Origin of the sequence: Oscillochloris sp. ZM17-4, assembly GCF_019599295.1 — a bacterium.
Lineage (GTDB): Bacteria > Chloroflexota > Chloroflexia > Chloroflexales > Chloroflexaceae > Oscillochloris.
This window is the reverse complement of sequence record NZ_JAIEWN010000002.1, coordinates 74494-89498: the sequence shown is the minus strand read 5'-3', so window position 1 is coordinate 89498 and position 15005 is coordinate 74494. Positions and strand designations below refer to the sequence as shown.

Genomic DNA, 15005 nt, shown 5'->3' with positions numbered 1-15005 from the left:
CGGGGCCACCGACGCTCCCAGGTTTACCCAGCGCTTATTCGCGCTAACCAGTTTTTTTGTGGGAGAGCGCAGCTCTCCCACACCCTCACCGTGCGAGGGGAGCCGGAGGCTTAGCGGGGCGCGCGAGCGAGCAGGCTGGCGACGATCACCTGGACGAGGGCGAGGCTGCGGCTGCGGCTGAGAGAAGGCTCCGCGCCAAGGACACCGATCTGCGTCAGGGGCAGCTCGGGCAAGCCCGCGCTGGCCGGCCAGAGCACATCCAGCAGCGCCCCGTAGCTCTGCTCGTCGAGCGCTGCGTCGATCCGGATGCGGTCGCTGGCGCGGCCATCCTCATCGACGATCCCGCGGTCGATCTGCGCATGGGGCAGGTCGCCCCGCTCAATGAAGGAGAGGAATGGCTCAAGGGGCGCGGTGGCGGGCGCGTGGCGCAGCAGAAGGTCCACCATCTGCGGCAGATCGACATCGTGGGGGTCCTGCCCCTCAGGCACGTGGAAGCGCACGACCAGGCCCGCGTAGCGGCGCTGCCCCGAGATATAGCGCAGCGCGGCGTCATCGTTGGCCGGGCGCAGCGCCAGCACCTGCTCGGCCGCGTAGCCGCGCTCTTGCGTGTCGCGCTGAAACCGCCAGCTGTGGCGCAGGTCATCGTCCGGCTCAAGGTAGACCGTCAGGTCGAAGAGGTCGGCCAGATCCGGCGGGGTGAGGGTGAACATGCCGTAGGCGATCACCAGGCCGGTGGCGGCGACCAGCTCAGACGGGCGCAGCACGCCCTTGCGGTGGTCATAGACCGGCTTCTGGATCGTCCCGCCCGCGCGCAGGGCTAACAGGTGCTCGGCCATCAGGCCGAGGTCGTTCGCGTCGGGGTTCGAGTCGGTCAGCCCGCGGGCCAGCCGCTCGACGCGGTTGTAGCGGTGGTAGTCGTCGAGGCAGATCGGGGTGACGCCATTAATGCCCAGGATGCGAACCACCCCTCGGACGAGGGTCGTCTTCCCGGTGCCGCCATCGCCGACGATGCCGAGCATCAGAGGCAGGTTCGTGTTCATTATATACATCGCCGTAGGGGCGCCCCTACGCATTTACCCGCGGGCCTTCCAGTCGGCGAGGAACTGCTCGATGCCCCGGTCGGTCAGCGGGTGCCTCATCGACATCTGGAGCACCTTGAAGGGGCAGGTGGCGATATCGGCCCCGGCGAGGGCGCTGTCGATGATGTGGCGCGGGTGGCGGATCGAGGCGGAGATGATCTTGGTCTTGATCTCCGAGTCGCCCTTGTAGATCTGGCTGATCTCGCGGATGAGCTGCATCCCGTCTACGCCGGTGTCATCGACGCGGCCCACGAAGGGGCTGACGATAAAGGCTCCGGCGCGGGCGGACAGCAGGGCCTGGGAGGCGTTGAAGATCAGGGTGACGTTCGTGCGGATGCCCTGCTTGGCCAGCTGGTAGACCGCCTTGAGCCCCTCGGTGGTGCAGGGCACCTTCACGATCACGTTCGGGTGCCAGGCGGCGAACTCCAGGCCCTCCTTGACCATGCCCTCGCCATCGAGCGAGACCGCCTCGGCGCTGATCGGGCCATCGACCAGCTCGGCGATCTCGCCGATCACCGACTTGAAGTCGGCGCCCTTCTCGCGGGCGATCAGGGTCGGGTTGGTCGTCACGCCGCTGAGGATGCCCCAGGATGCGGCCTCGCGGATCTCGCTAATGTTCGCGGTGTCAAGGTAGATCTGCATGGTGTTGCCCCTTTAACTTATATGCTAACGCTATGGAAATTATATCATTAGTGATCGGGTAGATCGTCCGGAGAAGACAAAGAGGCCTGATTGTTATGAGTCTTCAACTAAGCGGGCGCTCCGGGCGCGATCTGCGGCAGCACCTGGGCGGCGAAGGACTCGAGCCGATCGAGGTCGTCCAGCCCCAGCCACTGCACCATCACCCGCTGGACGCCGGCCTCGGCGATGCGGCCGAGCTGCTCGACGACCTCGCCCGCCGTGCCCACCAGCACCCCGCGCCCGACGAGGTCGGCCCGGTCGCGCCCGGCCAGCTGGGCCGCGACCTCGGCCTCGTCGCGGCCGAAGGCCGATCCGGTCATCAGCGATCGGCGCAGCGACGCGGGCGCCCGCCCGCGGGCGGACAGCAGCGCGTCGAGCTGCGCGCTCAGCTCGGCGAAGCGCGCCGGCGGGATGAAGACGGCGTTCCACTCATCGGCGTACTGCGCCACCAGGGGCAGCGTGCGCCTGGGGCCGTTCCCGCCGATGATGATCGGCGGCCCGCCCGGGCGCTGCGGGCGAGGCAGCAGGATGGCCTCGCGCAGCTGATAGTACTCACCGGCGAAGCTCACCGGCTCGTCGCTCTTCAGCAGGCGCGTGATCACCTCCAGCCCCTCGGTGAAGCGGGCGAAGCGCGGGCCGACCTCCAGCAGGTCCATGCCGAAGTTGGTGTGCTCGCGCTCCTGCCAGCCCGCGCCCAGGCCCAGCTGCAGCCGCCCGCCCGCGAGGTCGTCCACCCCCGCCGCGTAGCGCGCCGTCATCGCCGGGTGGCGGAACGAGACCGGCGAGACGATCGGGCCGAAGGCGATCCGGCTGGTGTGGCTGGCCAGCCAGGTCAGCGAGAGCCACAGCTCCAGCGACTCGCGGTCGGGCGGGCCGGCGTTCGTATAGTGGTCCGAGCGGTACAGCCCGGCGAAGCCCAGGCCCTCGGCCGCCTGGGCCAGCCGCTGCCAGCGCGGCCAAGTCAGGCCGTTCTGGCCTTCGATCATCAGCGCAACATCCATCAATAGCCTCCCCCTGGTAGAATACTGCTATAGTATACCTTGTTGTCCGTTGCCCGCACCCTGTACCCTGTACCCTGTACCCTGTACCCTGTACCCTGTACCCTGTACCCTGTACCCTGTACCCTAACTATGAACCACCCATTCTTCGTCTACGGCACGCTCAAGCCGGGCGAGCCGAACTACGCACGCTTTCTGGCCGGCCACACCGTCGGCGAGGAGCCGGCCAGCCTCGCCGGCGCGGCCCTCTACACCGCCGGCCCCTACCCCTACATGGTGCGCGAGCCCGGCCTCGCCGCGCCCGACGAGCGGGTGATCGGCGCGCTGATCAGCGTGGCCGACGCGGACTACGCCGCCGTGATGGCCCAGCTCGACTCGCTGGAGGGCTACGCCGAGGACGGCGCGGCCAACATGTACGAGCGACTGCTGGTGATGGTGGAGACCGCCGGCGGGCAGCGCCCGGCATGGCTCTACGTGGCCGGCGCCGAGGCCCTAGACCACATCCGCGCCGGCGAGCTGCGCAAGGTGGAGGGCGGGAACTGGCTGGGCGACCCGGAGAGCAACACCTACTGGAGCCGACAATGAGCGCACCCCGTATCGTCAACATTGGCCTCGTCCAGCTCGCCATGGACGACGCCCCCGCGGCAAACATGGCCTCGGCGATGGCCGCCGTGCGGGCCGCCGCCGCCCAGGGCGCCCAGATCATCTGCCTGCCCGAGCTGTTCCGCTCACGCTACTTCTGCCAGAGCGAGGAGCACGTCAACTTCGCCCTGGCCGAGCCGGTGCCCGGCCCCAGCACCGAGATCCTCTGCGCCCTGGCCCGCGAGCTGGGCGTGGTGATCATCGCCAGCCTCTTCGAGAAGCGCGCCGAGGGCCTCTACCACAACACCGCCGCCGTGATCGACGCCGACGGCAGCTACCTCGGCAAGTATCGCAAAATGCACATCCCCGACGACCCGCTCTTCTACGAGAAGTTCTACTTCACCCCAGGAGACCTCGGCTTCAAGGTCTTCCCCACCCGCTTCGGCCGGGTCGGCGTGCTGATCTGCTGGGACCAATGGTACCCAGAGGCGGCCCGGCTCACCGCCCTGCGCGGCGCCGACCTGCTCTTCTACCCGACCGCGATCGGCTGGCACCCCGCCGAGAAGGCCGAGTACGGGCTGGCCCAGCACCAGAGCTGGGAGACCATCCAGCGCTCCCACGGCGTGGCCAACGGCTGCTATGTGGTCAGCGTCAACCGCACCGGCCACGAGGGCGACCCGGCCGGCGGGATCGAGTTCTGGGGCCAGAGCTTCCTCAGCGACCCCAGCGGCACCATCCTCGCCAAGGCCCCCGTCGATCATGCCGCCATCCTCGTGGCGCCGGTCGACCTGGCCCGCCTCGATGTCCAGCGCACCCACTGGCCCTTCCTGCGCGACCGGCGGATCGACGCGTATGGCGAGATCACCAAAAGGTATATCGACGACATGTAAGGGCGCAGCAGCACGGTGTCGCTTTGCGACACCGTGCTGCTGCGCCCCTACGGGGAACATATCATCATGGCGACGCCCGCACAATTAGGCTACCGCATGCCCGCCGAGTGGGAGCCGCACCAGGCAACCTGGCTCTCCTGGCCGCACAAAGAGAGCAGCTGGCCGGGTAAGTTCGAGCAGATCGAGCCCGTCTACGCGCGCATGGTCGCCGCCCTGGCCACATCCGAGACCGTCCACATCAATGCGTGCGACGATGACCTGGCCGCCCGCGCCCGCGCCCACCTGGAGGAGGCCGGGGCGACCGGCGACATCCGCCTGCACGACTTCTACACCAACGACGCCTGGTGCCGCGACCACGGCGCGATCTTTGTGGTGAAGGAAGAAGGCATGCGAGGAGATCCTTCATCCTTCATCCTTCATCCTTCATCCTTAGCAGCAACCGACTGGGAGTACAACGCCTGGGGCGGCAAGTACCCGCCCTCCGACCTGGACAACCAGATCCCGGCGCGCATGGCCGAGTATCTCAATGTGCCGCGATTTAAGGGCGAGATGGTCCTGGAGGGCGGCTCGATCGATGTGAACGGCCAGGGCCTGCTGCTCACCTCCGAGCAGTGCCTGCTCAACCCGAACCGCAACCCCGAGCTGAGCCGCGAGCAGATCGAGGCCCGCCTGCGCGCCTTCCTCGGCGTCCAGAAGATCCTCTGGCTGGGCGAGGGCATTATCGGCGACGACACCGACGGCCATGTCGACGATATCAGCCGCTTCGTGGCCGCCGACACCATCCTCACCGCCGTCGAGGACGACCCCCAGGACGAGAACTACCCCATCCTCCAGGAGAACCTGCGCCGGCTCCAGCTGATGACCGGCCTGGACGGGCGGCCGCTGCGCATCCTCAGCCTGCCCATGCCGCCGCCGGTCGTCTACGAGGGCCAGCGCCTGCCGGCCAGCTACGCCAACTTCTACATCGCCAACCGCATCGTCCTGGTGCCCTTCTACAGCCACCCCAACGACCAGCGGGCCGCCGCGATCATCCAGGCCTGCTTCCCCGAGCGCCGGGTGGTCGGCATCGACTGCACCGATATCATCTGGGGCCTGGGCGCCTGGCACTGTCTGACCCAGCAGGTGCCGGCGGTATAAGCCGGTGGGGCCAGGGGAGGCAGGCCTCCCCTGAAATCCCCTCCCACACATCTGCGGATATGTGATATCCTGTACTTATAACGCACTGCGTAATACACAGGAGTCAAATCAATGACGATTGCAGCCGACCGCAGCCTGGACTTCTACCACCTCGACGCCATGATCAGCCCGGAGGAGCGCGACGTGCGGGATCGCGTGCGCGCCTTCTGCGACGAGGAGGTCGTGCCGATCATCAACGGCTACTGGGAGCGCGGCGAGTTCCCCTTCGAGCTGATCCCGAGGCTGGCGACGCTGGGACTGGCCGGCGGGACGATCCAGGGCTACGGCTGCCCCGGCCTCTCGCACATGGCCGTCGGCGTCGCGGCGATGGAGCTCTCGCGCGGGGACGGCAGCATCGAGACCTTCCTGGGCGTGACGAGCGGCCTGGCCATGGGATCGATCTACCGACTCGGCTCCGAGGAGCAGAAGCAGCGCTGGCTGCCGGCGATGGCCCGCCTGGAGAAGATCGGCGCCTTCGGCCTGACCGAGCCCTACGTCGGCTCCGACGCCGCCCACATCCGCACCACGGCGCGGCGGGTGGGCGACACCTACCTGCTCAACGGGGCCAAGCGCTGGATCGGCAACGCCAGCTTCGCCGACGTGATCGTGATCTGGGCCCAGGACGAGGAGACCGGCAAGGTCGGAGGATTCCTGGTGGAGCAGGGCACGCCCGGCTACGCGGCGACGGTGATCGGCGGCAAGATCGCCAAGCGCGCCCTGCTGAACGCCGAGATCACCCTGACCAACTGCGAGGTGCCCGAGGCCAACCGCCTGCCCCTGGCCCGCTCCTTCCGCGACACCGCCCAGGTGCTCAAGGCCACCCGCTTCGGCGTGGCGTGGGAGGGCGTCGGCCACGCCCAGGCCGCCTTCGACATCGCCCGCGCCTACGCTCTCCAGCGCGAGCAGTTCGGCCGGCCGATCGCCGCCTTCCAGCTCGTCCAGCAGAAGCTTGTGCAGATGCTCGGCGAGCTGACCGCCATCCAGCTGCTGGCCTGGCGGGTGACGAGGCTGCTCGACGAGGACGCCAGCCAGGTGACGGAGGGCATGGCCTCGCTGGCCAAGCAGACCTGCGCGGCCAAGGCGCGCCAGGTGGTGGCCCTCGGCCGCGAGCTGATGGGCGGCAACGGCATCCTGCTCGAGAACCATATGGCCCGCCACTTCGCCGACATGGAGGCCGTCTACACCTACGAGGGCACCAACGAGATCAACGCGCTCGTGGTGGGCCGCGAGATCACCGGCCTTCAGGCCTTTGTGTAAATGCACACCCACCACGCCCCACCGATCCAGCGATCCTGGCAGCGCTGCGTGGCCCGCGGCCAGCGCCCCGAGGACGGGCCGGCGCCCGCCGCCGCCCCCGGTGGCCCGGCCCTGCGGCTGCTTGATCTGGCCCGCTCGTCGATCGAGGATGTCTACCAGCTGATCGAGGGGCCGGGCTTCGCCATCGCCCTCGCCGACGCCCAGGCGGTGGCCCTGCACCTGGAGGGCGACCCGGCCGTCGTAGCGCTCGCCCGCAGCTGCGGCCTGTGCCCGCCGGCCGATCTGAGCGAGGAGCGGGCCGGCAGCAACGCGGTGGATCTGGCCCTGCGCGAGGCCCTGCCCATCCAGACCGTCGGCGTCGCGCACTTCAGCGCCCAGCTGCGGCCCCTGGCCATCGCCGCCGCGCCGATCTTTGCGGTGGACGGCCAGCCCCTGGGCGCCCTGGCGATCATCACCGACGCCGAGGGCGCCCACCGACACACCCTCGGCCTGGCGATCGCCACCGCCCAGGCCCTGCACAACCAGCTGCGGGCCGACACGCTGCTGGCCGACGCCAACGACCAGCTGGCCGAGCTCTACGCCGCCCTGGAGACAATGAGCGAGGGGCTGATCTTCATCGGGCCGGGCAACGAGATCCGCCGCATCAACAGCCGGGCCGCCGAGATGCTCGGCGTCGGCGCGCGCGCGGTGGCGGGCCGCCCCTTCGCGCAGGCCCTGGCGATGCCCGAGATCGTGCGCCAGGCGATCCATGACCGCATAGAGCTGGTCGATCAGGAGCTGCGCTGGCAGGTGCGCCGCGCCGCCCTGGCCGCCCTCGGCAGCGTGCGCCCTGTCTGGAACCACGAGCGACGCTACCTCGGCGCCCTGATCACCATCCGGCCCGCCCAGAGCGTCCACCAGCTTGTGCAGCGGGTGGTCGGCGCCCAGGCCCAGTTCACCTTCCACGATATCATCGGCCAGTGCCCGGCCATGCTCCAGGCGCTCCACCACGCCCACATGGCCGCCGGGGGCGGCGGCGCGGTGATGCTCCACGGCGAGCCGGGGGTGGGCAAGGAGATCTTCGCCCAGGCCATCCACAACGCCAGCAGCCGCGCCCGCGGGCCATTTGTGCGCCTGAACTGCGCCGCCGTGCCGCGCACTGTGCTCGCCAGCGAGCTGTTCGGCGTTGAGGGCGGGCCGCGCCCGGGCGACCGGCCCGGAAGGCCAGGGAAGCTTGAGCTGGCCTACGGCGGCCTGCTCTACCTGGAGGAGGTCGGCGTCCTGCCGTCCGAGCTCCAGACCGGCCTGCTCCGCGCGATCGAGATGAAGCGAATCATCCGCACCGGCGGAGCGCAGCCCCTGCCGATCGATGTGCGGATCATCACTACCGACGCCGACCTAGAGCGCCTGACCCAGGAGGGCCGCTTCCGCGCCGACCTGGCCGCCCGCCTGAGCGCCTTCAGCGTCGAGATCCCGCCCCTGCGCGCCCGCGGCGACGACCTGCTGCTGCTGATCAACCACCTGCTGCTGCTGCTGAGCGACCGCCTCGGCCGCCAGGTGGCCTTCGCCCCCGACGCGCTCCAGGCCATGCGCGCCTACCCCTGGCCCGGCAATGTGCGCGAGCTGGAGCTGACGATCGAGCGCGTGCTCCATAGCAGCGAGAAGAGCGTGATCGGCCTGGAGGATCTGCCCCCGGCCATCGTGCATGTCGCCGCGCCGATCGAGACCCCGGAGAGCCCCAGCCTCAACGACAGCAACCGGCTCAGCGAGCGCGAGGCCATCCTGCGCGCCGGCCACCAGACCGCCGGACACCTCGGGCGCACCGCCGAGCTGCTCGGCATCAGCCGGGCCACCCTCTGGCGCAAGATGGGCCGCTATGGGATCTCCAAGGCCGACTTCTGGCCTTCGCCCCATACGCCGTAGGGGCGAGTGCGCACCCATACGCATCGTGGTAAGCCACGGGCTCCCCGGAATTTCTTGTTGTTTTGTCCAACATGGCCAGCTTCGCTGGCCATGTTGGACAAAACAACACCGGTTTTTAGGGCGGCAGCCCTGACGTTGATGCGCATAGGAGCGCCCCCCCACGCAATGCGCGGGCATGGGCTGTGCAGCTGGGCGGGTGTGGGGCCGGGGTGAAACAACTATGAAATATAATGTCGCAATTCTGAAACATTTTTGATAATTCTTGCCGCCCGTTAGCCCTTGACGCAAGCGTAAACAGTCTGCTATCATACACACGTCACCCGCATAAACCAATCCACAACATTCTCGCCACACGTGCACTGCCGCACGTGAATCCTTTGGTGTGCGCCGGGTGTGATGTCCATACACATCTTCTCTGAACCAGTGTAACCAGTCTGCTCAATGACGAGGGGCACTCCACGGGGCACTGGAGGCAACCCACGACCGCCCGCAGCTTTTTTTGCTTCATCGGCTCGTACCAAAGGCATTTCGCCTCCGTACGGAGTTCTCTGATAGTGCGTCCTGGCGCCGCCGCTCCACGGCGGCCCGCCCTGATCACGCGTGCCCGAAAGGGGGTGAGACGGCAACGCGCACCGCCGCATGTTGCCTGAAGACGAGAGCAGGAACAGACAGAGGGATGCCACGCCGGAGCTGCGAGCCGCGCCACGCCGCGCGGTGAGCCCTCAGCAGCCCGAACGCTATCAAGGACGATACGCCTAATCCTGTCTACCGCGTCTGTGGATCGTGAGGAGGACTCTCATGGGACCGTTTCTCGGTGAAATGCTCGGCACGATGATCCTGGTTCTGCTCGGCAACGGCGTCGTCGCCGGCGTGCTGCTCAATCAGTCGAAGTCAAACAACGCCGGCTGGGTCGTGATCACCGCCGGGTGGGGTCTGGCCGTGATGTGCGGCGTCTTCGTGTCGGCCGCCACCGGCAGCCCGCCCGCCGCCCTGAACCCGGCTGTCTCGATCGCCGCCGCCCTGCGGCCCGGCGGCGACTTCGGCATCGCCATGATCCAGATCGCCGGCCAGTTCATCGGCGCATTCATCGGCGCGATCCTGGTCTGGCTGACCTACTACCAGCACTGGGCGGTGACGAAGGACCCCGGCCTCAAGCTGGCCTGCTTCAGCACCGGCCCGGCCATCCGCAACCCGCTCTGGAACGTGGTCACTGAGGCGGTCGGCACCTTCGTGCTGCTGTTTGTGATCTTCGCGATCTTCAGCGCCAACGGCGCCACCGCCGGCAGCCCGGCCTCCGGCGTCGGCCCCTACATGGTGGCCATGCTGGTCTGGAGCATCGGCATGAGCCTCGGCGGCCCGACCGGATACGCGATCAACCCCGCCCGCGACCTCGGCCCGCGCATTATGCACGCCATCCTGCCCATCCCCGGCAAGGGCGACTCGGACTGGGCCTACTCGTGGGTTCCGGTCGTCGGCCCGATCATCGGCGGCGTGGTCGCCGCCCTGCTGGCAAACGCCGTCGGCATGTAGCCCCCACACAACGACGTAAGGAGAGACTCAGTGAAGAAGCTGATCAACTCGCCAGACAATGTGGTTAAGGAGGCCCTGGCCGGCATGGCCGCGGCCCACCCCGACCTGATCACGGTGTCCTATGACCCTGACATTATCGTGCGCGCCGACGGCCCGGTCAAAGGCAAGGTCGGGGTCATCTCGGGCGGCGGCAGCGGCCACGAGCCCATGCACGGCGGGTTTGTCGGCATGGGCATGCTCGACGCGGCCTGCCCCGGCGCCATGTTCACCTCGCCCGTCCCCGACCAGATGCTGGCCGCGACCAAGGCCGTGGACGGCGGCAAGGGCGTGCTGCACATCGTCAAGAACTACACCGGCGACGTGATGAACTTCGAGATGGCCGCCGAGATGGCCGCCGCCGAGGGCATCGAGGTCGCCGCCATCGTCACCAACGACGATGTCGCGGTGAAGGATAGCCTCTACACCGCCGGCCGCCGCGGCGTGGGCGTGACGGTGCTGCTAGAGAAGATCGTCGGCGCGGCCGCCCAGGCCGGCGCCGACCTGGCCGAGGTCAAGCGGATCGCCGAGAAGGTGAACGCCCAGGGCCGCAGCATGGGCATGGCGCTCACCAGCTGCACGGTGCCGCACGCCGGCAAGCCCAGCTTCGAGCTGCCCGACGACGAGATGGAGATCGGCGTCGGCATCCACGGCGAGCCCGGCCGCCGCCGGGTCAAGCTGGCCAGCGCCGCCGAGATCGCCGAGATGCTGGCGACGCCCATCCTGGAGGATCTGCCCTTCGAGAGCGGCGACCACGTCCTGGCCTTCGTCAATGGCATGGGCGGCACGCCGCTGGTCGAGCTCTACCTGATGTACAACGAGCTCAACAGCATCCTCACGGCCAAGGGCATCACCATCAGCCGCAACCTCGTCGGCAGCTACATCACCTCGCTCGACATGGCCGGCTGCTCCTTCACCCTGCTCAAGCTGGACGATGAGCTGACCAAGCTCTGGGACGCGCCCGTCCACACACCGGCGCTGCGCTGGGGCGTGTAACCTGGGAGGGCCAGGGAGGGCAAGCCCTCCCTGAAACCCACCCGCCGGAGGCAACCATGCACATCACCGCCGAACACGTGATCACATTCATCGAGCGGGTCGCCGCGACCGTGAAGGAGCAGCGCGACTACCTCACCCAGCTCGACTCGGCCATCGGCGACTCCGACCACGGGGTCAACCTCGACCGGGGCTTCACGACGGTGCTCACCAAGCTGCCCGGCGTGGCCGACAAGGACATCGGCGCGATCCTCAAGACGGTCGGCACCACGCTCGTGTCAACCGTCGGCGGGGCCAGCGGGCCGCTCTACGGCACCGCCTTCCTGCGGGCCGGCATGGCCACCGGCGACCGCTTCGAGCTCGGGCCGGCCGATCTGATCGCCGCCCTGGAGGCGGCCCTGGAGGGCATCCAGGCCCGCGGGAAGTCCACCCGCGGCGAGAAGACGATGATCGACGCGATCGGGCCGGGGATCGACGCGCTCAAAGAGGCCAACGCCGCCGGCGAGGATCTCGTGAGCGCGATGCGCATCGGCCTGGCCGCCTGCGAGGCCGGCATGCAGGCCACCATACCGATGCTGGCCACCAAGGGCCGCGCCTCCTACCTCGGCGAGCGCTCGATCGGCCACCAGGACCCCGGCGCCACCTCGGCCTTCCTCATGGCGAAGGCCATGCTTGAGGTGGCGGAGGGAATCGTATAGGTATCGCTGTAAGGGCGCAGCAGCGCTAAGGCTGCACTACATCACAGGGTTCAGCTGCTGCTGCGCCCCAACACAGCGATCAAGGTTCTATATCTCAGACAAAGGAGTCTTCCAATGACAAAGTATGTCGCTGCGATCGACCAGGGCACCACCAGCACCCGCTGCATGATCTTCACCCATGACGGCAAGGTGGTGTCGGTGGACCAGCGCGAGCACGAGCAGATCTTCCCCAAGCCGGGCTGGGTCGAGCATAACGCCGATGAGATCTGGCAGCGCACCCAGGGCGTCATCATGGGCGCGCTGACCAAGGCCAACGCGACGCCGAGCGACCTGGCCGCCGTCGGGATCACCAACCAGCGCGAGACGGCCCTGGTCTGGAACCGCAAGACTGGCAAGCCGGTCTATAACGCGATCGTCTGGCAGGACACCCGCACCGACCAGCTGGTGAACATGTTCGCCAAGGACGGCGGGCAGAACCGCTTTCGCGCCAAGGTCGGCCTGCCCCTGGCCACCTACTTCTCCGGCCCGAAGATCCGCTGGATCCTCGACAATGTCGAGGGCGCCCGCGCCGCCGCCGAGGCCGGCGAGCTGGCCTTCGGCAACATGGACACCTGGCTGGCCTGGAACCTCACCGGCGGCATCGATGGCGGCATCCACATCACCGATGTCTCCAACGCCTCGCGCACCATGCTCATGAATATGGAGACGATGGACTGGGACGAGGAGATCATGGGCATCATGGGCGTGCCGCGCTCCATGCTGCCGACCATCCGCTCCTCCAGCGATGTCTACGGCGAGTGCCGCGGCGTGCTCCAGGGCGTGCCCCTGGCCGGCATCCTCGGCGACCAGCAGGCCGCCACGGTGGGCCAGGCCTGCTTCAAGGCCGGCGAGGCCAAGAACACCTACGGCACCGGCAACTTCATGCTGATGAACACCAGCACGAAGCTCGTCCACTCCAAGAACGGCCTGCTCACAACCCCGGCCTATCGCTTCGGCAAGGAGCCGACGGTCTGGGCGCTGGAGGGCTCGATCGCCGTCACCGGCTCGCTGGTGCAGTGGCTGCGCGATAACCTCAAGATGATCGCCAGCGCCCCCGAGGTCGAGGACCTGGCCCGCACCGTCGAGGACAACGGCGGCATGTACATCGTGCCGGCCTTCTCCGGCCTCTTCGCCCCCTACTGGCGCTCCGACGCCCGCGGCGTTATGGTCGGCATGACCCGCTACATCAACCGCGGCCACATCGCCCGCGCCGCCCTGGAGGCCACTGCCTACCAGACCCGCGAGGTTCTGGAGGCGATGGAGCAGGACTCCGGCGTGACCCTGACCGAGCTCAAGGTGGACGGCGGCATGGTCTACAACGACACGCTCATGCAGTTCCAGTCCGACATCCTCGGCGTGCCGGTGGTGCGCCCGAAGGTGGCCGAGACGACGGCCCTCGGCGCGGCCTACGCCGCCGGGCTGGCCGTCGGCTACTGGAAGAACACCGACGAGATGGTGGCTAACTGGGGCATGGACAAGCGCTGGGAGCCGCAGATGGGCGACGACCAGCGGGCCGCGCTCTTCGCCGGCTGGAAGAAGGCCGTCACCCGCACCTTCGACTGGGCGGAGTAGATCGGTAGGCGATGACGTAAGGGCGCAGCAGCAGCTGTAGACTCGCAGGTGGGTAGAAATCCAGGGCTGCTGCGCCCCAACGGGAGTCCCTATGAAGACACTTCAGACCGATGTCCTGGTGATCGGCGGCGGGGCCACCGGCCTCGGCTGCGTGCGCGACCTCGCCATGCGCGGCATCCGCGCCGTCCTGGTGGAGAAGGGCGACCTGACCCACGGCACCACCGGGCGCTACCACGGCCTGCTCCACTCCGGCGGCCGCTATGTCACCAAGGACCCGCAGTCGGCCACGGAGTGCGCCCACGAGAACGCCATCCTGCGCCGGATCATGCCCAGCAGCATCGAGGATACCTCGGGCTTCTTCGTGATCACCCCCTGGGACGACCCGGACTACGGCGATGTCTTCGCGGCCAACTGCCGCAAGACCGAGGTGCCCGTCCAAGAGATCACGGTGGCCGAGATGCTGCGCCGCGAGCCGGCCCTCAACCCGCAGATCTCGCGGGTCTTCGAGGTCCACGACGGATCGGCCGACTCCTTCCTGGCCGCCCACACCAACGCGCTCTCGGCCCGCGAGCACGGCGCCCAGATCCTCACCTACCACAGCGTGGTCGGCCTGACCCGCGAGGGCGACGCGGTGGTCGGCGCGACGGTCGAGGACCTGCGCACGGGCGAGCAGAAGCGCATCGCATGCGCCTTCGTGCTCAACGCCGCCGGGGCTTGGGCCGGCAAGATCGCCGCCATGGCCGGCGTCAAGGTCACGGTCGTCCCCGGCAAGGGCACTATGGTCGCCATGAACCACCGCATGGTGAACACCGTCATCAACCGCTGCAAGCTGCCCGCCGACGGCGACATCATCGTGCCCATCCACACCGTCGCGGTGATCGGCACCACCGACATCCACGTGCCCGACCCGGATGTCTACGGGATCGAGGCCGAGGAGGTCCAGATGATGCTCGACGAGGGCGAGAAGCTGGTGCCCGGCTTCAAGCAGCACCGCGCCCTGCGGGCCTGGGCCGGCGTCCGCCCGCTCTACAAAGACCAGGACGTGGCCAACGACCGCGACATCAGCCGCACCTACAAGCTGCTTGACCACGCACAGCGCGACGGGGTGGGCGGGATCATCTCGATCGTCGGCGGCAAGTGGACGACCTACCGGCTGATGGCGAAAGACGCGGTGGACGAGATCGCACGCCGCATGGGCAACACCCAGCCCTGCCGCACCGCCGACGAGGTCATGCCCGCGCCAGACTTCGAGCACCGCAGCCGGAACCACGCCGAGGCGGGCGCGCCCTCGCTCTACTGGCTGGGCAAGCATCTGGCCGCCGTCGAGCAGGAGCACGCCTACGGCGACCTGATCTGCGAGTGCGAGCTGGTGACGCGGGCCAGGATGCAGGCCGCGATCGACAGCGGGGCCAAGAACCTCGACGATGTGCGCCGCGACGTGCGCATGGGCATGGGGCCGTGCCAGGGCGGCTGGTGCATCTATCGCACCACAGCCATGCTCTACGAGCAGCGCACAGCCCAGGCCGACGCCATTCACCATTCACCATTCACCATTCACCATTCCAACGCCGC

At 68.3% G+C, this 15005-nt stretch carries 13 protein-coding genes; 10 read left to right on the top strand and 3 right to left on the bottom strand.

Annotation, left to right across the window (positions count from 1 at the left end):
- Positions 1–110 precede the first annotated feature (110 nt).
- The 3 genes from K2Z83_RS02300 to K2Z83_RS02290 all read right to left on the bottom strand — a co-directional run bounded on the left by K2Z83_RS02300 (position 111) and on the right by K2Z83_RS02290 (position 2761).
- Entirely contained in the window at positions 111–1040 is a 930-nt protein-coding gene (locus K2Z83_RS02300) for a uridine kinase (RefSeq protein WP_220593575.1), read from the bottom strand.
- 33 nt (positions 1041–1073) lie between these two features.
- A complete protein-coding gene (fsa, locus tag K2Z83_RS02295; RefSeq protein ID WP_220593574.1) occupies positions 1074–1721 on the bottom strand; it encodes a fructose-6-phosphate aldolase in 648 nt (215 codons plus the stop codon).
- A gap of 107 nt (positions 1722–1828) precedes the next feature.
- A complete protein-coding gene (locus tag K2Z83_RS02290; protein ID WP_220593573.1) occupies positions 1829–2761 on the bottom strand; it encodes a TIGR03560 family F420-dependent LLM class oxidoreductase in 933 nt (310 codons plus the stop codon).
- A gap of 129 nt (positions 2762–2890) precedes the next feature.
- Between K2Z83_RS02290 and K2Z83_RS02285 the strand changes: the two genes are divergently transcribed.
- The 10 genes from K2Z83_RS02285 to glpA form a co-directional block, all read left to right on the top strand.
- Entirely contained in the window at positions 2891–3343 is a 453-nt protein-coding gene (locus tag K2Z83_RS02285; RefSeq protein WP_220593572.1) for a gamma-glutamylcyclotransferase family protein, read from the top strand.
- Positions 3340–4230 carry a carbon-nitrogen hydrolase gene (locus K2Z83_RS02280; protein WP_220593571.1) on the top strand — a complete coding sequence of 297 codons (891 nt, stop codon included), beginning with the start codon at positions 3340–3342 and terminating at the stop codon, positions 4228–4230. Before K2Z83_RS02285 ends, K2Z83_RS02280 begins: the two co-directional genes overlap by 4 nt.
- A 66-nt stretch (positions 4231–4296) precedes the next feature.
- Entirely contained in the window at positions 4297–5367 is a 1071-nt protein-coding gene (locus K2Z83_RS02275; protein WP_220593768.1) for an agmatine/peptidylarginine deiminase, read from the top strand.
- 111 nt (positions 5368–5478) lie between these two features.
- On the top strand, positions 5479–6663 hold the full coding sequence (locus K2Z83_RS02270; RefSeq protein ID WP_220593570.1) for an acyl-CoA dehydrogenase family protein: 1185 nt from the start codon (positions 5479–5481) through the stop codon (positions 6661–6663).
- Positions 6664–8565 carry a sigma-54-dependent Fis family transcriptional regulator gene (locus tag K2Z83_RS02265; RefSeq protein ID WP_220593569.1) on the top strand — a complete coding sequence of 634 codons (1902 nt, stop codon included), beginning with the start codon at positions 6664–6666 and terminating at the stop codon, positions 8563–8565.
- A 798-nt stretch (positions 8566–9363) separates the two neighbouring features.
- Complete coding sequence (locus tag K2Z83_RS02260; protein ID WP_220593568.1) at positions 9364–10095, top strand: MIP/aquaporin family protein; 732 nt, start codon at positions 9364–9366, stop codon at positions 10093–10095.
- 30 nt (positions 10096–10125) lie between these two features.
- A complete protein-coding gene (dhaK, locus tag K2Z83_RS02255; RefSeq protein WP_220593567.1) occupies positions 10126–11127 on the top strand; it encodes a dihydroxyacetone kinase subunit DhaK in 1002 nt (333 codons plus the stop codon).
- Between the two features lie 56 nt (positions 11128–11183).
- Complete coding sequence (gene dhaL / locus K2Z83_RS02250; protein WP_220593566.1) at positions 11184–11822, top strand: dihydroxyacetone kinase subunit DhaL; 639 nt, start codon at positions 11184–11186, stop codon at positions 11820–11822.
- A 114-nt stretch (positions 11823–11936) separates the two neighbouring features.
- A complete protein-coding gene (gene glpK / locus K2Z83_RS02245) occupies positions 11937–13433 on the top strand; it encodes a glycerol kinase GlpK (RefSeq protein WP_220593565.1) in 1497 nt (498 codons plus the stop codon).
- A gap of 91 nt (positions 13434–13524) precedes the next feature.
- Positions 13525–15005, top strand: a 1481-nt coding sequence (gene glpA / locus K2Z83_RS02240; RefSeq protein WP_220593564.1) for an anaerobic glycerol-3-phosphate dehydrogenase subunit GlpA, incomplete at its 3' end; no start/stop codon positions are given.